Origin of the sequence: Nocardia sp. SSK8 (assembly GCF_037034205.1) — a bacterium.
Taxonomy (GTDB): domain Bacteria; phylum Actinomycetota; class Actinomycetes; order Mycobacteriales; family Mycobacteriaceae; genus Nocardia.
Map to the genome: position 1 here is coordinate 116,517 of NZ_JBAGKD010000001.1, position 19,230 is coordinate 135,746.

Below are 19,230 nucleotides of genomic sequence, written 5' to 3' on the forward strand. Positions count from 1 at the left end.
TCCCGCTGCTGTTCGTGTCGCGTCCCGCGCGGCTGACCCGCCGCTGGTGTGCGGCCGTGCCGAGCCGATATTTCCCCTGCCCTGACGGTGCGCGAGCGTGCGCCGAATCCTCGAGGAACCTCACGATGAGCTCTACCCCCGGCGGCTTCGACCGCCGTAACTTCTTGCGCGCCAGCGGCATCGCCGCGGCCGCCATCTTCGGTGGCGCGGCGCTGGCGGCGTGCACCTCGGCCGTCCAGGAACAGAAGGCGGGCGGTGACGACGCCACCCCCGTGCGCGGCGGCACACTGAAGGTGGGCATCCGCGACGACCTCGCCCCCGCGAACCTGCTCACCAATACCGGCGCCACTCCGGTGCTGATCGGCCTGGTCTACGAATCGCTGATCCGCTACCCCAACGACTCGCTGGAACCGCGACCGCTGCTGGCGACGTCGTGGCAGCTGGCCGCCGACGGCCGCTCGCTGACCCTGGACCTGCGCGACGACGTCACCTTCCACTCCGGCCGCCGGTTCACCGCCGAGGACGTGGAGTTCTCGATCCGCACCTACGCCGACGCCAAGTGGTCGGCCCAGCTGCGCAGCAGCGCCGCGGCGGTCACCGGCTTCGACATCGTCTCGCCGACCCGGATCGTGCTCCGGCTCGCCCACCCGCTCAGCAATATCTACGACCTGCTCGACACCGTGCCGATCCTCGACAGCGAGAGCATCGACCAGCTCGGCAGCGGCGAGAAGTACATCGGCACCGGGCCGTTCAAGTACGTGCAGCGAATCCCCAACTCGCAGATCGTCTTCGAGAAGAACCCGGCCTACCGCGTGCCGGACCGGCCGTATCTGGACCGGGTGGAGGTCTCGATCATCCCCGATTCGCAGGCGCTGCTCAGTGCGCTCAAGTCCGGCCAGATCGCGCTGGCCAGGGAACTCAACTACCGCGATACCGAGAACCTGGCCAAGTCCGGCGGGTACCGGGTGCACGATCTCGAGGGCGCCGAACTGCAGGCGTATGTGGGCGTGAATGTCACCGAGCCCGCGCTGGCCGATGTGCGTGTGCGCCAGGCCATCGCCTTCGCGCTGGACCGCGAGCGCGTCATCGCCGAGGTGTTCCGCGGCTCGGGGTACCCGCTCAATGTGCCGTGGCCGAAGAACTCGCCCGCCTACGACGAAGCGCGCAACACTCGCTACAGCCGCGATATCGGCAAGGCGAAAGAGCTTGTCGCGCAGGCGGGCAAGCCGCCGACGCTGCCGCTCACCTTCGCCCCCGGCTACGACGAGCTCGCCCAGATCGTGCAGGCCAACCTGGCCGAGGCGGGCATCGAGGTCACCCTCGACCCGGTCGACGGCGCCACCTTCATCAAGCAGCTCACCGGCCAGCAGTTCCGTGGCCTGTGGGTCACCGACCATTCCTGGGCCCAGTTCGTGCCCTCGACCCTGACGGTGAGCGCCTACCCGTTCAATGCCCGGCGCAATGCCTCCCGCTACGACTCGCCCGCCTACACCGCCGCCGCCGACGCGGCCTGGCAGCTGCCGCAGGGCACCGGCCCCGAGGCGGTGCGGGCCTTCCACGCGGTGAGCGATCAGCTGCTCGAAGGGCTGTTCCTGATCGAGATCGGCGTGCGGTACCAGCAATTCGCCGGATCGAACAAGGTGCACGGTTTCGGCTGGACCAAACGCCGCGAAACCCTGCTCACCGACACCTTTCTGTCATGACGCGCTACGTGCTGCGCCGCCTGCCCTCGGCACTACTGGTGCTGTTCGGCGCCTCGGTGCTGATCTTCCTGCTGCTGCGCCTGGTCCCCGGCGACCCGGCCACCACCCTCGCGGGCACCGACGCGAGCCCGGAATCGATCGCGGCCATCCGGCACCAGCTCGGCCTGGACCGGTCGATCCCGGTGCAGTACCTGAGCTGGCTGGGCGACCTGTTCACCCTCGATCTGGGCCGCTCCTACATCATCGGCGGGCAGATCACCGACCTGGTCGGCCGTGGCCTGACCAATACGCTCGTGCTCACGGTGAGCGCGCTGGTGCTGGCCGTGGTGGTGAGCCTGGCGGTGTCGCTGGCCTCGGTGCTCTGGCCGAGCCAGTTTCTCAATAGCGTTGTGGCAGCAGCCAATACGGTCGCGGTCGCGTTGCCGACCTTCGTGGTCGGGCCGCTGCTGGTGCTCGTGTTCGCGGTGGCGATTCCGGTGCTGCCCGCCGGTGGGGTGCCGCCGGACGGGTTCATCGCCCGGCCCGATATCGCCGTGCAGTACCTGCTGCTGCCCGCGCTCTGCCTGGCGCTGCCGGTGGCGGCCGCGCTGACCCGCTTCCTCACCGAATCGCTGCGCACCGAACTGGGCAAACAGTATGTGCTGACGGCCCGTTCGCTCGGTGTCGGGCACCGCGAGATCGTCACCCGGGGCGCGCTGCGCAATGCCCTGCCGACCATGCTCACCGTGCTCGGCCTGCAGACCGGGCAGCTGCTCGGCGGGGCCGTGCTGGTGGAGGCGGCCTTCGTCTGGCCCGGTATCGGGCAGCTCATCGAACAGGGCATCAGCCGTCGCGACTACCCGGTGGTGCAGGTGCTGTTGCTGCTGTCGGTGGCGGTGTTCGTGACCATCCAGCTGCTCACCGATATCGCCCACGCCTGGCTGGACCCGCGTGTCCGGATCGGAGGACGGGCATGACCGCCACGAAAACCGCGCCGGTCCAGGCGGATTCGTTCCGGCGCTCAGGTCTGCTCGCTGCCCTGAGCAAGGGGCAGGGCCGCGCCGGTGTGCTGCTGATCGCGGTGATCGCGCTGCTGGGTGTCTTCGCCGGACTCCTCAACTCCCACGACCCGCTCACCCAGATCCCCGGCGCCAACCTCCTCGGCCCCAGCGCCGACCACTGGCTCGGCACCGACCATCTCAACCGGGACGTGGCCGCCCGGGTCCTCGCGGGCATCCGCGTCGACCTGCTGATCGTGCTGCTCGCGGTGCCGGTCGGCGCGGTGATCGGCTCGCTGGCCGGGCTGCTCGCCACGGTGAATCCGTGGGCCGACGTCACCGTGCAGCGTGTCTTCGACCTGATCCTGGCCTTCCCGGCGCTCATCTTCGCCATCGCGCTGGCCGCGATTACCGGGCCCGGCTGGCACGCGGTGGTGATCGTCATCGTGGCCACCGAGATCCCGCTGTTCGGGCGCCAGATCCGCACGGCCGTGCTCGCGGTGCGCGAACAGCCCTTCGTCGAGGCGTCCGAGGTGATCGGCGCCGACACCTGGTGGACCCTGCGCAAACACGTGCTGCCCAATGTGCTCGAGCCGCTGGGCGTGCAGTTCGCGCTGTCGCTATCGATGGCGGTGTTCATCGAGGGCGCGATGAGTTTCATCGGCATCGGGGTGCGGCCGCCGCAGCCCTCGCTGGGCGCGCTCATCGGCGAATCGATCGCCAATCTCGACGCCAATCCGTGGATGGCCATCGGGCCGCTGACCGTGGTGGCCGGGCTGACCCTCGGCTTCCTGTTGATCGCTCAGGCGCTGGGCCGGGCAAGGAGAACCGCATGAGCACCGCGCCGGAACCGGTACTCGCTATCGAAGAACTGTCCGTGCTGTTCGGCACGCGCACCGTGGTCGACCGGGTGAGCCTGCGGGTGAACCGGGGCGAGGTGGTGGCGCTGGTCGGTGAGTCCGGGTCGGGCAAGTCGCTCACCGCGCGCTCGGTGCTGGGTCTGCTGCCCGAGACCGCGCACGCCACCGGTTCGGTGCGGCTGGCGGGCACCGAGATCGTGGGTGCCACCGAATCCGCGCTGCGCGCACTGCGCGGCACCGGGGCGGCCATGGTGTTCCAGGAACCGCAGACCGCGCTGAACCCGGTCCAGAAGATCGGCACCCAGCTCAGGCAGGCCCTGCGCGCCCACGGCATCACCGACAAGGCGGCCGCCCGGACCCGCGCGATCGAACTGCTGACCGCCGTCGACCTGCCCGAACCCGAACAGCGCCTGGACTGGTACCCACACCAGCTCTCGGGCGGCCAGAAACAGCGCGTGGTCATCGCCCTGGCCCTGTCCGGCGACCCGGCCCTGCTCATCGCCGACGAACCCACCACCGCCCTGGACGTGACAGTCCAGGCCGAGATCCTCGACCTGCTGCGCACCCTGCAACGCGAGCGCGGCACCGCGACCCTGTTCATCACCCACAATCTCGGCGTGGTGGCGGAGATCGCGGACCGCGTGGTGGTGATGAACGCGGGGCGCGTGGTCGAGGAGCAGACGGTCTTCGGGCTGTTCGCCGAGCCGGGCGAGGAATACACGCGCACCTTGCTCGCTGCGGTACCCCGATTGCCCGTGGTGTCGGTGCGGGGTGGGGTTCGCGCGGTCGATTCCGTGCGGCCGGTCGAGATCGAGAAAGTCGACGCGTCTGCGGGGAGCTTCGGTGACTCCCCGGAACCGGCCGACGCGGAACCGGAGCGTACCGAGCACGTCGGAAGCCGCGAGAGCGACGGGGTGGTCGCCGATGCTGGATCGCTGACCGACGGCCGGGCGAATGGCGCTGCTACGAATGGCGCGGGACCCGCTGGCGGTCGGGCGGACGACGCGGTGGAGCCCCGTGGCCGGGTGGACGGCGCGGTGGGGGACGGTGGCGCGGCTGTGGGCGGTGGCGTGGGTGCTGATGATGCGGCGGGGACCGGTGCCCGGGTGGGCGGCGGCGTGACGGCGGGTAGTGCGGCGTCGACCGGCGGGACGGCGGACGGCGCCGTGGGGGTCGGTGATCGGGCGGATGCCGATGGTGTGGTGGCGGGTGGCGCCGGAGAGACTGAGGGTGCCGCTGCTGACGCGGGAGGTCCTGATCGTGTGGCGCAGGAGGATTCGGTAGGCGAGGGTTCGGCGGCGGGCGGGGCGGTTCCCGGGGTGCGGGGTTTGTTGCGGCGGGTGGTGTTGCGGGGGCCCGCGGTGGTCGCGGAGAAGGGTGGGGGGACCGGGGAGCGCGAGTATGCCGATGTCTTGCGGATCGACGAGTTGTCGGTGGTGTACCCGGGGAGTCGGGGTGGCGCGGAATTCACTGCGCTACAGGATGTCTCGCTGAGTCTCGGGCCGCGGGAAGTGCTCGGCGTGGTGGGGGAGTCCGGGTCGGGGAAGTCGACGCTCGGGCGCACGGCGCTCGGGCTGGTGGCCGCCACCTCGGGATCGGTGACCCTGCAAGGAGTTTCGCTGGCGGGACTCTCACCACGGGAGCTGCGGGGGCTGCGTAAGCATGTCGCGCTGGTGCATCAGGATGTGAGCGCCTCGCTCGATCCGCGACGCAGTGTCGAGGACGCCATCGGTGAACCGCTGCGCGTGCACCGGGTGGCCTCGGGTGCGCTGCTGCGCTCGCGCGTCGGGGACCTACTCGAATCGGTCCGGCTGCCACGGGATTACGCGCAGCGTAGGCCGGGGGAGCTGTCCGGTGGGCAGCGTCAGCGGGTGGCGCTGGCGCGGGCACTGGCCCTGGCGCCGCGGCTGCTGGTGGCCGACGAGCCGACCAGCGCGCTCGATGTCTCCGTGCAGGCGCAGGTGCTCGACCTGTTCGCCGATCTACGTGCCGAATACGGCTTCGCGAGCCTGTTCATCAGCCACGATCTGGCGGTTGTGCATCAGGTCGCCGACCGGGTTGTGGTGCTGCGGCAGGGCCGGATCGTCGAAACCGGCGAGGTGCGCGCCGTGTTCGCCGCACCGGCTCAGGAGTACACCCGCCGCCTGCTCGACGCGGTGCCGGTCCCCGATCCGGCCACGGCTCGGCGGGGGCGCGACGGATCCGGGGCGAACGCGCTGACAACGGTCGGGGCCTGACGTGGACGAGCCGCCGGACACAGTTCCGGCGGCTCGTCGACACACGGATATCAGAGATGGCCGGGGCGGCGCGGTTCACGCCGGTCGTCCTGGCCGGCTCGCGTGCCGCCCTGCATGTTCTCGCCCTGCTCCTGCCGCTGTTGCTGCTGCTGGCGCGGCATCTGCTTGGGCATCTTCTTAGGCGTCTTCTTCGACTTGTCAGCCATTCTCCACACGGTCCTTTCCGAGGGATGAGTAATTCGCCTAATGCACGTCCGACGCAATCCGTCTCGTGGTGCAGGGCGGGCTACGCCTGACTCGATCCACGATAGGCATCGATACGGTGCAGGGGAACAGCTGGCGTCGAAATAGCATCCTGACCTGCGGGAAAGCGGCGTGTCCAGACGCTCGGGGCGGGTCTCAGCAGGGCAGCGGGAGGAATTCGACGCGGTCGCCGTCGGCGGCGTCGGGGCCTACGATCACCAGACCGTCGTAGTCGATCAGCCCGGCCAGATGTGCGGTGCGCACCCGCGCCTCACCGAGCCAGCCGCCCTCGGGGGCGTAGCGGGCGGGCGTGATGCGCTGGACCGGGCCCGCGATGGCCGCCGCGTTGTGCAGCGGGCCGAGGATCGGGCGCGGCAGGGGCGCGCCGGTGCGGCCCGCCACGACGGCCGGGGTGAGCGCGAGCAGGATCGCCACGGCGGCGAAAGGGTTGCCCGGCAGGCCGAGAACGGTAGGGCCGGTGGGTAATTCGGCGACGATCGTCGAACCACCCGGCCGCAGTGCGAGTCTCGGCACCAGGATGTGGGCGTCGACGCGGGCGAGGGCGGCGCGCAGCTGATCGGCGGCGCCACCGCCGGTCGCGCCGACCACCACCAGCAGATCGAAACCCTCGGTGGCGGTGAGCATCTCGTCGAAACCGTGCGCGGTGTCGCGCAGGTGCACGCGATCGATCACCCGCACGCCGAGGCCGGTGAGCAGGTCGGGTAGCACCGGGCCGATCGAGTCGCGGGTCTGGCCGGTCTGCAGGGGGCCGGTGGCGCGGATCTCGTCACCGGTCATCACCACGCGGGCCCGCACCGGACCGCGGACGCGCGCGGCGGTGACCTCCACCGAGGCCGCCGCCGAGCGCAGCGCCGCGCTCACCCGGGTGCCCGCGGGGGCGACCACGTCGCCGGGCAGCTGGTCCTCGCCGCGGGTGCGGATATCGCCGCGGACCGGGGTGTCGGGGCGGCGCGCGAGGTGCTCGCCGGTGAGCATGGCGAATTCGTCGCGCAGTACCGAGGTGGTGCCGTCGGGGACGTGCGCGCCGGTGGCGATGCGCACCGCCTCGCCTGCGCCGAGCCCCGCCGGGCGGGCGCCACCGGCGAAGCCGATATCGCGGCGCAGCACCCACGGGCCGTCCCCGGCGACGGCGTAGCCGTCCATCGCGGAGACGTCGAAGCGCGGCAGGGCGCCCGCGGCGATGAGCGGGGCGGCCAGGGCAGCTCCGGGGACCTCGCCCAGCGCGGCCTCGTAGGCGACCAGCGGGGTGGACTCGGCACCGAGCACGGCCCTGGCCTCGGTGAGATCCAGGCGGGTGGGGGCCCGTTCGGCGGCCAGGCGGGCCCGGGCGCGGCGGACTTCGTCCTCGGTATCGCAGTCGCCGGTGTCGGGCAGCTCGACCAGCAGGGGTTCGGCGGGCACGATCGCCTTCATCGGCTGGTTCACCGGGGATTCCAGCGTGGCCAGCGCGGCGTCGAGGGCGCTGCGCCGCCACGCGCCGACCAGGTACTGCGGGCGGCCCGCGGCGTCGATGGCGAAGACGGCGTCGGCGGTGGAACCGGCGGCGCGGCGCAGCAATTCGTCGATCGCGTCCGGGGTGAGGAACGGCATGTCGGCGGCGAGCACCACGACCCACGGCGCGCCCTCGCGGGGGAGCGCGGCCAGCCCACTCGCGATCGCGGCCACCGGCCCCGAACCCGGCGGCACCTCGCGCACCTGCCCGATCCGTCCGTCCAGCTCCGGGCGATGCGGTCCGACCACGACGATCGCCCCGCACTTGTCCACCGCCGCGAGCGCCACCTCGAGCATCGACCGCCCGCCGACCACGATGGCGGGCTTGTCCACCCCACCCATCCGGCTGGCGCGCCCACCGGCGAGCACGATCGCCTCGGCGGTCGTCATCGGCGGGGAAGGAATCGCAGGATCAGCACGTCTTCGATGCTAATCGCGTCCGCCCCCGATACCTCGCCGCGCACCCCGCCCCGCGCGGCGACCGCCGTTGCCGTGCGGGGCGCTGCCGGATTCGGTCCGCGACAGTCGTGGCGTGGCCGCGGCGTCGCGGCGCGGTGACCCCGCTGCCGTGACGGCGCCCGCCCCGGGTTCGGTCTGCGTCGGTCCTGGCGGTCAGGGCCGCCGCCCGGGGTCAGGGTGGTCACACAGCCGGACGGCGCGGAGGTCGACGCGGCCGTCGGTGATGGGGACGCCCTCGTCGGCGAGGAGACGGAGCTGGCGGGCGGCCAGGTGGGCGGCGGGGCGGCCGGAGGCGCCGAGGACGCGATGCCAGGGGAGGTCGGCGGAGTCGGTGCGCATGATCCAGCCGACCGTGCGGGCCGAGGACAGGCCGACGGCGGCCGCGATATCGCCGTAGGTGGCCACGCGGCCGGGCGGGATGGCGGCGACGAACGCGCGCACCCGCTCGACCTGTTCCTCCGTCGTGGCGGCCATCGCCTCAGAGCACCGCGGCGATGAGGGCTGCGGTCTCGGCGGGGCGGGCCTGGGCGACCATGTGGTCGCACTCCCAGTCGTAGGCGGTGAGCCGGTCACCGAGATGGGCGGCCAGGGCGGTGCGGAACTCGGCGGTCACGTACGGCGGGGTCACCTTGGCCGCGCGCACCAGGACCGTCGGCAGCTCGGCGGGCGGGAGCACGGCCGGGCGCGCGAGCTGACCCCAGTACGAGGTGATCGCGGGCTGGAACATCCGCCAGCCGACCCGGCCGCCGCTCGTCGGCACCAGGTGTTCGGCGAGTTCGCGTTCCAGCAGCGCCGGGTCCACCTCGTCCGGGCCCCAGGCGCTGACCTGTTTGTCGGAGCGGGCCTCGGCGATGTCGGTGTAGTCGGGGGAGGCGAGGTTGGCCGCGGCGATCTGTTCGAGCAGTTTCGGGTCGATGCCCTGGGCCGGATCGAGCAGCACCAGCGCGCGCACCAGCTCGGGGTGCCGCCGGGCCAGGCGGATGCCGGCCGCGCCGCCGAAGGAATGCCCGACGACCACCACGGGGTCGGTGGTCTCGGCGCGCAGGAGCTCGGCGAGATCGTCGACGATCGTCTCGAAATCCCACGGGGGCAGCGAGGGGGAGCGGCCGTGTCCGCGCAGGTCGGGGGCGAGGACACGGGCCTGGGGCAGGTATTCGGTGGCGAGGGTTTCCCAGCGGTTGCCGTGCCCGGTCAGACCGTGCAGGGCGAGGACGACGGGACCGTCGGCGGGGCCGAACCGGTGCACATGAAGCGACGACACGACAGCCATTCTGGCCGGTCGGGCCGGGTCGCGCAGCACGTCCCCCGCGTGGGGTGGCGGCGGCGTGTCGGAGGGGTCTGTTGCAATAGCCGATGTGGTGCGATCGGATAGCTCGGTGCGACTAGTGCGCCGAACGACACGGGCGCCCCGGCCGCGGGCCTGGGGCGCCGCTGTGCGCGCGCTGTTCGACGAGCAGGCCCAGCCCGCCCCGCCGCGGCCCGGCTGGTTGCCGTGGCAGGTGCTCGGCGGCCCGGGCACCGGCAAGACCGCGCTGCTCGTGGACCTGGTGACCGCCCGGATCCGCGCAGATGCCGACACCGAATCGGTGCTGGTCCTCACCCACACCAAGCACGCGGCCGCGGCCCTGCGCGACGCCATCACCACCCAGCTCGGTCCGCACGCGGGCGGCATTCCCGGCGCGAGCCGCGAGCCGATGGTGCGCACCCTGCACTCCTACGCCTTCTCGGTGCTGCGCCGCCACGCCGACCTGCACGGCAATCCGCCGCCCCGGCTGCTCACCGGCGCCGAACAGGACGCGGTGCTGCGCGAGATGCTGCGCGGCGACCTCGCCGATATCGACGCGGGCGCCACCGGCCTGTGGCCCCCGCGCCTGCACCCCGCGCTCACCCTCGGCGGCTTCGCCGAGCAACTGCGCGACCTCATGCTGCGGGCCACCGAACGCGGCCTCGGCCCCGAGGACCTGATGGCCCTGGGTCGCGAGCACGACAACGACGCCTGGGTGGCCGCGGGCCGGTTCTTCGAACGCTACGAACAGGCATCCCTGCTGCGCTGGTCGGTCGGCGTGGCCGCCCCCGAGGCCACCGCCCCCGCCCTCGACGCCGCCGAATTGGTCGGCGCGGCCCTCGACGCCTTGGCCGGTGACCGCAACCTGCTCGCCGCCGAACGCGACCGCATCCGCTACCTGCTCGTCGACGACGCCCAGCACCTGGACCCGCAGGCCGCCATGCTGGTGCGCGCGATCGGCAGCGGCACCGCGAGCACTGTGGTCACCGGCGACCCCGACCAGAGCGTGTTCACTTTCCGCGGCGCCGACCCAGCCTTCCTCACCGACCTGGAGACCAGCCCGCGACGCCGGATCATCCTGCGCCACAACCACCGCAGCGGCGATCCGATCCGCCTCACCACGGCCCGGATCGCGGCCCGGCTGCCGGGCAGTGCGCGGCACCGGGTCCTGCCGGGTCAGCGGACCGAAGCGCCTGATGACACGGAACACGCTGTCGGCGAGACGAATTCGGCCACCTCCGCGGGGCTGTTCGACATGGGCGCCGAGCCTGCGCGGTCGGCGGCGCCGGACGACATCGACACGCACGCACGGTCTGCGGCACCGGAGGTGGACGACGTCGACGCGCGCACGCCGCCCCCGGAACTGGCTGAGGCGAGTGTGCGGGTGCGGGTGCTCGGGACCGCCGCCAAAGAAGCGGCGCTGATCGCTGACCATCTGCGGCGGGCGCATCTGACCGATGGGGTGCCGTGGTCGGAGATGGCGGTGATCGTGCGGTCGGTGCCGTTGTCGCTGGCGCCGTTGCGGCGGGCGTTGCTGGCGGCGGGGGTGCCGGTGCGCAGGCCCGCGGTGCACGAACCGCTGGCTCGCAGGCGGGGGGCGGCGTGGATGGTGCTGGCGTTGCGGGTGCTGCTGGCGGGGGATCCGTCGCGGCCCGGGTCGCGGCGGGCGATCGATGCGGTGTTCTCCCCGGAGGACGCCATGGACCTGCTGTCCGGTCCACTCGGCGGCGCCGACCAGATCGCGCTGCGCCGGTTGCGCCGGGGCGTGCGCCGCGGTGTGCTCGACCTCGAACGCGCCGGGCTGACCCACGCCGATCCGCACACCGACGACACCGAACAGTTCCTCCTGTGGGACGAGACACCGCCGCCGCCACCGGAACTGCCCGATCCCGACCCCCTCGACGACGACTGGCTCCCCCCCGAACCCGATCCGGACGACCCTCTGCGCCCGGAACCCGAACCCGCCTGGGACCGCGCCGAGGACCTCCCCGACGACATCGACCTCCTCGACACCGAAACCCCACCCGCCGCGCCACCGCCGCTCGCCGGACCGCCCCGCCCCGAACCGGAACCGCCGGTGGTCCCGCTGATCGACCAGTCCTCGGCGGAGGTCCTGCGCGACCTCATCGTCGGGATCGGCGAGGAACGCCTGCTCGACCGGCTCACCGAGGTGGAGGCCGCGCCCTTGCAGCGGGTGCTGCGCGCGGTCCGCAAGGCCGAGGAGACCCGGGCCAGGGGCCAGGGACTCGAAGACGTGCTGTGGACCCTGTGGACGAGTTCTCGGCTGGAGCGGCGCTGGTTCCGGCAGTCCCGGCGCGGTGGCGCGGCGGGTATGCAGGCCGACCGCGATCTCGACGCGTCCGTCGAATTGTTCGACGCGGCAGCGGGATACGTCGACCGGCTGCCCCGCGCCAGCATCGAGGGCTTCGTCGAATACCTGCTGCACCAGCAGATTCCGCAACAGGGCAGGCCGCTGACCGCCGAGGGCGAGGCCGTCTCGCTGCTCAGCGCGCACGCGGCGGCGGGCCGGGAGTGGGATGTGGTGGCGGTGGCCGCCGTGCAGGAAGGCATCTGGCCCAACCCGCGCGCCCGCGGCACCCTGCTGCACACCGAGGACCTCGTCGATCTGGTAGCCGGAGTCGACCCGGGCGCCACCACCAGCCGGGCCGCGCCGATCCTCGCCGAGGAGCGGCGGCTGCTGCTGGTGGCGTGCAGCCGGGCGCGCCGCTCGCTGCTCGTGACCGCCGTCGAATCGGCGGTGGGTGACCAGGATCTGGTGCCTTCGCGCTTCCTCACCGAACTCCTCGGCGACGACGACACCGGCGAACCCGGCGCCCTGCCCGTCGCCGATCCCGGTCGCGCGCTGGTCATGCACGCGCTGGTCGCCGAACTGCGCGGGGTGGTGTGCGATCCCGCGGCCGCGCCCGAACGCCGCGACCGCGCCGCCCACCAGCTGGCCCGCCTCGCCGACGCGGGCGTGCCCGGCACCGACCCCGACGACTGGTACGGCACCGCCGAACTCAGTTCCCGGCGCGAACTCTGGGACGACGACGATTCCCCCGTCGGCCTCTCACCGTCCACGGTCGAGTTGCTGCGCACCTGTCCGCTGCGCTGGGCGCTGGAACGGCACGGCGGCACCGACGGCGACAACCCGCACGCCCTCAAGGGCAATCTCGTGCACACCCTGGTGCAGGCGCTGGCCGGTGACGTGCCCGAAGCCCAGGTGCGCGCCGCGCTCGACCAGGCATGGAAGACGATCGACCCGGCCGCAGGCTGGCATTCGCGCCAGGAACTACGCCGCACCGAGGCCATGCTGGAGACCTTCCTCGCCTGGGTGCGGACCACCCGCGGCGAACTCACCCAGGCCGGGGTGGAGGTGCCGGTGGACTGCGTGCTGCCCGCCCGCGCCGAGGGCGAGCGCGCGGTGCGCATCCGCGGGCGGATCGACCGGCTGGAGCGGGATGCGCAGGGGCGCTTCGTGATCGTCGACGTGAAGACCGGCAAGACGCCGGTCAGCGCCAAGGACGTCGCCGAGCACGCCCAGCTGGCCACCTATCAGGTCGCCGCCGCGGCGGGCGCCCTGGACGAGGACGAGGAGGCGGCCACCGAGCCCGGCGGCGCCCGCCTGGTCTATGTCGCCAAGCGGCACAAGCAGACCGGCGCCACCGAACGCGAACAGAGCGCCCTCGACGGCGAGGGACTGGACAAGTGGCGCGGCACCATTCACGATGCCGCCGCCGCGACACGCGGACCGGAATACCTGGCGGTCCGCAACGACGGGTGCAGGCACTGCCCGGTCGCGGGCAGCTGCCCGGTGCAGGACACCGGACGGCAGGTGACCGACGAGTGAGCGGCGTGCGCGTCACCCCGCAGCGGCTGGCCGACGCGCTCGGTCTCCCGGCGCCCACCGACGAACAGGCGGCCGTCATCGCGGCCCCGCCCGGACCGACACTGGTGGTGGCCGGGGCCGGGGCGGGCAAGACCGAGACCATGGCCGCGCGCGTGGTGTGGATGGTGGCCAACCAGCTGGTGTCCCCCGACGAGGTGCTCGGCCTCACCTTCACCCGCAAGGCCGCCCAGCAGCTCACCGCCCGCATCCGCACCCGGCTCGCCCGGCTGGCGGGCGCGCCGCTGCTGCGCGAGATCGACCCGAGCGGCGCGCTGCGCACGGTGATCGCCGGGGCGGAACCCGAGATCAGCACCTATCACTCCTACGCGGGCAGGCTGCTCACCGCGCACGGCCTGCTGCTGCCGGTGGAACCCTCGGCCGCGCTGCTCACCCAGACCCAGCTCTGGCAGCTCGCGCACGAGGTGGTGCGCTCCTGGGACGGCGATCTCGACACCGATCGCACGCCGGTCTCGGTGACCGAGGCGGTGCTCGCACTGGCCGGTCAGCTCGCCGAACACCTGGTGGAACCCGAACAGCTGGCCGAGGCGCACGCGGAACTCGAGAAGCTGGTCTTCACGCTGCCGCCCGGTCCCCGTCAGCGCGGCGGGCCGAAACAGGAACTCCAGAACATCGTGACCGCGCAGCGCGACCGCGTGGCCCTGCTCCCGCTGGTCCGCCAGCTCGACGAGGCCCTCAACCGCCGTGGCGCCCTGGATTTCGGCTCCCAGATGTCCCTGGCCGCCCGCCTGGCCGTCGACCACCCCGAGGTCGCCGCCGCCGAACGCGCCCGCTTCGCACTCGTCCTGCTCGACGAATACCAGGACACCGGCCACGCCCAGCGCGTCCTGCTCTCGGCCCTGTTCGGCGACGCCGACGCCGCCCAACCCCACCGCACCTCACCACCGACGCGGCGCCGCAACACCGAGCCGAGTCCGCCACCCCCGGTCAATGCCCTGTGGGCAATGGATGAGCCGGAGACGCCCGACCAGGCGACCCGTGGCGCGACCGCGCCCGGCACGGAGGTGGGCCTCCGGGACGGGCGCGATCACGCCGCCGCGACGCGCGGTGTGGGCGATGCCGCCGGGCGAGAGTCGCAGGGAGACAGCAGATCCGGACACACACCGGGCATCTGTGAACGGGGAAACGGCGCGCCCGCGCTTGATATAGGGGAGCGGGACGCCGATCCCGGTGATGGGCGAGCGGGCGGCGGGCGCGGGGCGCTCGCGGTGACCGCGGTCGGCGATCCGATGCAGTCCATCTACGGCTGGCGCGGTGCCTCGGCGGCCAATCTGCCCCGGTTCGCGACCGATTTCCCCGCGGCGCCGGGAGTTCCGGCGCCGGTGCTGCCGCTGTTGACGAGCTGGCGCAATCCGCCCGAGGCGCTGGCGCTGGCGAATCTGGTGGCCGATCCGCTGCGCGTGCGGGCGCGGGCCGCCGGGGGTGCGACGGTGGACGCGTTGCGGGCCAAGCCCGCGGCGGAAACGGGCACCGTCGAGTTCGCCGTCACCGAAACGATTGCGCAGGAACGGGACTGGGTCGCCGAGCGAATCGCCCGGGAGTGGGCGGCGGCCCGCGAAGCGGAGGCCGAGCCGCCCACCTCGGCGGTGCTGATCCGGCGCAATGCCGATGCGGCGCCGCTCGCGGAAGCCTTGCGCGAGCAGGGCTTACCGGTGGAGATCGTCGGGCTCGGTGGGCTGCTTGCCACGCCGGAGGTCGCCGATATCGTCGCCACGCTGCGGCTGATCGCCGAGCCGGGGACGGGCAGCGCGGCCGTGCGGATCCTGACCGGTGCCCGTTGGCGGATCGGGGTCGCGGATCTGGCGGCCCTGGCCAAACGGGCGCGGATGCTCTCGATCGGCAGCCTGTCCGGGGACACCGCCACCGCCATCACCGATGCCGCGGGCCTGGCCAGCGCCCTGCGCGAGGTCGCCCCCGAACCCACCGAACAGGCGGGCCTGGCCGACGCCATCGCCGATCCCGGTGCGCCGGACCAGTATTCGGAGGCGGGTTACACGCGCATCGTCGCGTTGAGCGAGGAACTCGCGGCGCTGCGTGAGCGCAGTGGTCAGCCGCTGGTCGAGCTCGTCGCCGATGTCGAGCGCACCATCGGCGTCGGGGTGGAGACCCAGGCCCGCCGGGCCATCGCGGGTGGGGGCGCGGGGCGGGAGCACCTGGACGCGTTCGCCGATGTCGTGGCGGGATACGCGGCCGATACCCGGGCCTCGCTGAGCGGGCTGCTCGCCTTCTTCACCGCCGCCGAATCCGTCGAGAACGGTTTGGAGCCGGGCGAAGTGGAGGTCGCGCGTGACCGGGTGCAGATTCTCACCGTGCACGCGGCCAAGGGACTGGAGTGGGAGGTCGTCGCGGTGCCGCACGTGAGCGCGTCGGTGTTCCCGTCGAGCACGGCGCTGAGCACCTGGCTCGGCGCGCTCGCCGAACTCCCCACCACCCTGCGCGGCGACCGCGCCCAGCCCGACGCCGCCGAAGGCGTACCGGTCCTGGACCTGACCGGGCTGGCCGACCGCGCCGAACTCGAGCGCGCCATCGTCGCCCACAAGTCCGCGCTCAAGGCCCGCAGGCTCGACGAGGAACGCCGCCTGTTCTATGTCGCGCTCACCAGAACCGAACGGGTGCTGCTGGTCTCGGCCTACCACTGGCCCGAGACCGGCACTTCGCCGCGCGGTCCGTCGGAGTTCCTGCTCGAACTCAAACAGGCCGTCGACGACCCCGGCAGCGCCGCCTTCGGGACGGCCACCGTCGCCCGCTGGGACGACCCGCCCGCCCCCGACGCCGTCAACCCCTTCGCCGACAACCCGCCGACCGCCCAGTGGCCGCGCGACCCCCTCGGCGCCCGCCGCGACCCGATCGAACAGGGCGCCGCCCTGGTCCGCACGGCCCTCGACCAGCTGCGCGGCAGCCCGGCCGAACCCACCCCCGACGACGCCGAGGACCCCGACGGCTGGGCCACCGACGTCGACGCCCTGCTGGCCGAGTTCACCGCCGCCGAACGCGCCGACCAGCAGGTGGAACTGCCCGGCCAGCTCCCCGCCACCGCCCTGGTCGAACTGCGCGCCGACCCCGCCCGCCTCGCCGCCCGCCTGCGCCGCCCGCTGCCGTACCCGCCCAACCCGATGGCCCGGCGCGGCACCGCCTTCCACGCCTGGGTGCAGCAGTGGTTCGGCACCGACCAGCTGCTGGGCATGGACGAACTGCCCGGCGCCGCCGACGGTGCCGCCGAACTCGGCCGCGCCGACCAGGAACTGGCCGCCATGCAGTCCGCCTTCCGCCGCTCCCCGTGGGCGCACCGCAACCCGATCGACGTCGAGGTCCCGTTCGAGACCAGCATCGCGGGCACCGTGATCCGCGGCCGGATGGACGCGGTCTTCGCCGAACCCGGCGGCCGCTGGATCGTGGTCGACTGGAAGACCGGCGCCGAACCCGGCCCCGCCGACGAACCCGCCGTCGCCGTCCAGCTCGCCGTCTACCGCCTGGCCTGGGCCCGCCTGATGGCCGCGAGCACCGGCGCCACCGAGGCCACGATGCTCGAACGCGTAGGCGCCGCCTTCCATTACGTGCGCTCCGGCCGCACCATCGCCCCGAAGAACCTGGCAGGCCCGGCCGAACTGGCCCGCCTGATCCACGACGCGGCCCCGGAAAACACCGACGCCGATCGCCGCGAACAGCCTTGAGCCGATACGCTGACCACACCGACCGGCAAAGCTGGTCGGTCTTCTCTGGAGCCGCTATTAGACACAGGAGCGCTGGATGTTCGGTGACACGCGCACCCAGGTCGGGTTGGGTAGCAGTCCCGACTACGCGCTGGTGGGTCTGCTGCGGATTCCGGCCACCCAATCCAGTCCCTGGATCTCGCTGACCCGCCGCGTGCTCTTCGCCATCGGGTTGCTGTTCACCGCCGCGACCGTGGTGTACATCGGCCGCGACGGCTATCACGACAACAGCGGCGACGAGCTGTCGTTCCTCGACGCCATGTATTACGCCACCGTCTCGCTGTCGACCACCGGCTACGGCGATATCGCCCCGGTCACCCCGTCCGCGCGCCTGGTGAACACGATCGTCATCACCCCCCTGCGCATCCTGTTCCTGATCGTGCTGGTCGGCACCACGCTCAGTGTGCTGACCGAACGGTCGCGGCAGGCGTTCAAGATTCAGCGATGGAGGCACACCGTGCGCAACCACACCGTCGTCGTCGGTTATGGCACCAAGGGACGCACCGCGATCGACGCGATGGTCGCCGACGGGGTCCAGCTCTCCGACATCGTCGTCGTCGATACCGATGCCGTGGCGCTGGAGGCGGCAGCCGGGGTCGGCCTGGTCACCGTGCACGGTTCGGCGACCAAGTCCGATGTGCTGCGGCTGACCGGCGTGCAGCGCGCCGCGGCGGTGGTGGTGGCCACCAACCGCGACGACACCGCCGTGCTGGTGACGCTGACCGCGCGTGAGCTGAACAAGACCGCCAAGATCTCCGTCGCCATCCGCGAGGCGGAGAACACCCACCTGGTGCGCCAGTCCGGCGCGGATTCGGTGGTGGTGTCGTCGGAGACGGCGGGCCGGTTGCTCGGCATCTCCACCACCACCCCGACCGTGGTGGAGATGATGGAGGACCTGCTCACCCCGGAGCAGGGTTTCGCGGTGGCCGAGCGCGAGGTGGAGCCGGGGGAGGTCGGCGGTTCGCCGCGGCACCTGAGCGACATCGTGCTGGGTGTGGTGCGTGCCGGGGAGCTGATCCGGGTGGGCGACGCGCAGGTCGACGCGCTGGAGAACGGCGACAAGCTGCTCTACATCCGGCACACCGGCAAATAACGCGCCGGGGCCGGACCGGCTAGGCTCGACAGTGTGTCGTTCCGGCTGAAAGACGTTCCGCTGCTGTCGCGTTCCACCATCGATCGTGCCGAGCACGTGCGGCTCGACCCCGACGCCTTGCGCGAGGGGTGGGGCAAGGCCCGGGTGCTGCGCGTCGACCTGCGCGGAAAGGTACGGGTCGAGAGTTCGGGCGTGGTGCTCGACGCGGCGCTGACGGTGGCCGCGGAGCCGGGTCCGGGCGCGGTGTTCCTGGGTGTCGCCGAGGGCGCGCACCTGTGGGCGGTGCGCGAACCCGAGCTCGACGGCACACTGAAGGATCTGCGGGCGCTGGGCGCGGTGGACGATTTCACCGCCGACTTGCTCGCCACCGCCTACGCGCTGCTGAACTGGCACGACCGTGCCGGTTTCCACGGCGGCGACGGCACCACCACCATCTCCTCACGCGGCGGCTGGTCGCGGCTGACCGCGGCGGGCGAGGAGGAGTTCCCGCGCATCGATCCCGCGGTGATCTGCCTGGTCCACGATGGTGCCGACCGGGTGCTGCTGGCGCGTCAGCACACCTGGCCCGCCACCATGTTCTCGCTGCTGGCCGGGTTCGTGGAGGCGGGCGAGTCGCTCGAGCACTGCGTGGAACGCGAGGTCCGCGAGGAGGTCGGCGTCGACCTGCGCGAGATCGAATACCTCGGCAGTCAGCCGTGGCCGTTCCCGCGCTCGCTCATGCTCGGCTTCGCCGCGGTCGGCGACCCGGCCCAGGAACTGGTGTTCTCCGACGGCGAGATCGCCGAGGCGCACTGGTTCACCCGCGACGAGGTCCGCGCGGCCCTGCGACTCGGCGACTGGTCGGCCCGCGCGGCCGACGCCCGCCTCCTCGTCCCCGGATCGATCTCGATCGCCCGCACCATCATCGAATCCTGGGCGGAGCGGTGATCAGCTCTGCGCGGCCAGGGCCTTCTTGACGGCGGCCAGCGACGGGTTGGTGGCGGTGGAGCCGTCGCGGTACTTGATCGTGGGGACCACGTGGTTGCCGTTGTTGACGCTGCCGACGAACTCGGCCGAGGCGGGGTCCTCTTCGATGTCGATCACCTGATAGGTGATGCCCGCTTCGTCGAGCTGGGTCTTGAGGCGGCGGCAGTAGCCGCACCAGGTGGTCGAGTACATCGTCAGATCAGGGGTTGCTTCAGTCACGCGATGTGCAACGCGTGCGGTGGTCGTGGTGTTCCTGACCGGGCGCGCGGGCCGGTGAC

General features: G+C 72.5%; 13 protein-coding genes. 8 read left to right on the top strand and 5 right to left on the bottom strand.

Translation table 11 applies throughout. From position 1 onward, the window contains the following. Positions 1 to 125: 125 nt before the first annotated feature. The 4 genes from WA675_RS00540 to WA675_RS00555 are packed head-to-tail and all read left to right on the top strand — an operon-like array spanning position 126 to position 5,777. On the top strand, positions 126 to 1,703 hold the full coding sequence (locus WA675_RS00540) for an ABC transporter substrate-binding protein (RefSeq protein ID WP_336080978.1): 1,578 nt from the start codon (positions 126 to 128) through the stop codon (positions 1,701 to 1,703). Continuing rightward, entirely contained in the window at positions 1,700 to 2,659 is a 960-nt protein-coding gene (locus tag WA675_RS00545; protein ID WP_336080980.1) for an ABC transporter permease, read from the top strand. The genes WA675_RS00540 and WA675_RS00545 overlap by 4 nt, the downstream gene beginning before the upstream one ends. Then, positions 2,656 to 3,516, top strand: coding sequence for an ABC transporter permease (locus WA675_RS00550; RefSeq protein WP_336080981.1), 861 nt, complete (start codon positions 2,656 to 2,658; stop codon positions 3,514 to 3,516). The genes WA675_RS00545 and WA675_RS00550 overlap by 4 nt, the downstream gene beginning before the upstream one ends. Then, a complete protein-coding gene (locus WA675_RS00555; RefSeq protein WP_336080983.1) occupies positions 3,513 to 5,777 on the top strand; it encodes a dipeptide ABC transporter ATP-binding protein in 2,265 nt (754 codons plus the stop codon). Before WA675_RS00550 ends, WA675_RS00555 begins: the two co-directional genes overlap by 4 nt. A gap of 50 nt (positions 5,778 to 5,827) precedes the next feature. On the opposite strand, the gene WA675_RS00560 is transcribed toward WA675_RS00555, so the two are convergent. The 4 genes from WA675_RS00560 to WA675_RS00575 all read right to left on the bottom strand — a co-directional run bounded on the left by WA675_RS00560 (position 5,828) and on the right by WA675_RS00575 (position 9,261). Continuing rightward, on the bottom strand, positions 5,828 to 5,983 hold the full coding sequence (locus WA675_RS00560) for a hypothetical protein (RefSeq protein WP_336080984.1): 156 nt from the start codon (positions 5,981 to 5,983) through the stop codon (positions 5,828 to 5,830). 193 nt (positions 5,984 to 6,176) lie between these two features. Next, the gene (locus WA675_RS00565) at positions 6,177 to 7,922 is read right to left on the bottom strand and encodes an NTP transferase domain-containing protein (protein ID WP_336080985.1); all 1,746 of its coding nucleotides are present in this window, start codon (positions 7,920 to 7,922) and stop codon (positions 6,177 to 6,179) included. Between the two features lie 222 nt (positions 7,923 to 8,144). Further along, complete coding sequence (locus WA675_RS00570; protein ID WP_336080986.1) at positions 8,145 to 8,465, bottom strand: MGMT family protein; 321 nt, start codon at positions 8,463 to 8,465, stop codon at positions 8,145 to 8,147. Between the two features lie 4 nt (positions 8,466 to 8,469). Then, a complete protein-coding gene (locus WA675_RS00575) occupies positions 8,470 to 9,261 on the bottom strand; it encodes an alpha/beta fold hydrolase (RefSeq protein WP_336080988.1) in 792 nt (263 codons plus the stop codon). 115 nt (positions 9,262 to 9,376) lie between these two features. Between WA675_RS00575 and WA675_RS00580 the strand changes: the two genes are divergently transcribed. The 4 genes from WA675_RS00580 (at position 9,377) to nudC (ending at position 18,913) form a co-directional block, all read left to right on the top strand. Then, positions 9,377 to 13,126 carry an ATP-dependent helicase gene (locus WA675_RS00580; RefSeq protein WP_336080989.1) on the top strand — a complete coding sequence of 1,250 codons (3,750 nt, stop codon included), beginning with the start codon at positions 9,377 to 9,379 and terminating at the stop codon, positions 13,124 to 13,126. Then, positions 13,123 to 16,854 carry an ATP-dependent helicase gene (locus tag WA675_RS00585; RefSeq protein ID WP_442945524.1) on the top strand — a complete coding sequence of 1,244 codons (3,732 nt, stop codon included), beginning with the start codon at positions 13,123 to 13,125 and terminating at the stop codon, positions 16,852 to 16,854. Before WA675_RS00580 ends, WA675_RS00585 begins: the two co-directional genes overlap by 4 nt. Positions 16,855 to 16,930: 76 nt before the next feature. Further along, a complete protein-coding gene (locus tag WA675_RS00590; protein WP_336080991.1) occupies positions 16,931 to 17,986 on the top strand; it encodes a potassium channel family protein in 1,056 nt (351 codons plus the stop codon). 33 nt (positions 17,987 to 18,019) lie between these two features. Continuing rightward, positions 18,020 to 18,913 (top strand): NAD(+) diphosphatase, encoded by an 894-nt coding sequence (gene nudC / locus WA675_RS00595; RefSeq protein WP_336080993.1) that lies wholly within the window; start codon positions 18,020 to 18,022, stop codon positions 18,911 to 18,913. Here nudC and WA675_RS00600 read toward each other — a convergent pair whose 3' ends face one another. Continuing rightward, a complete protein-coding gene (locus tag WA675_RS00600; protein WP_336081824.1) occupies positions 18,914 to 19,144 on the bottom strand; it encodes a mycoredoxin in 231 nt (76 codons plus the stop codon). Positions 19,145 to 19,230 lie beyond the last annotated feature (86 nt).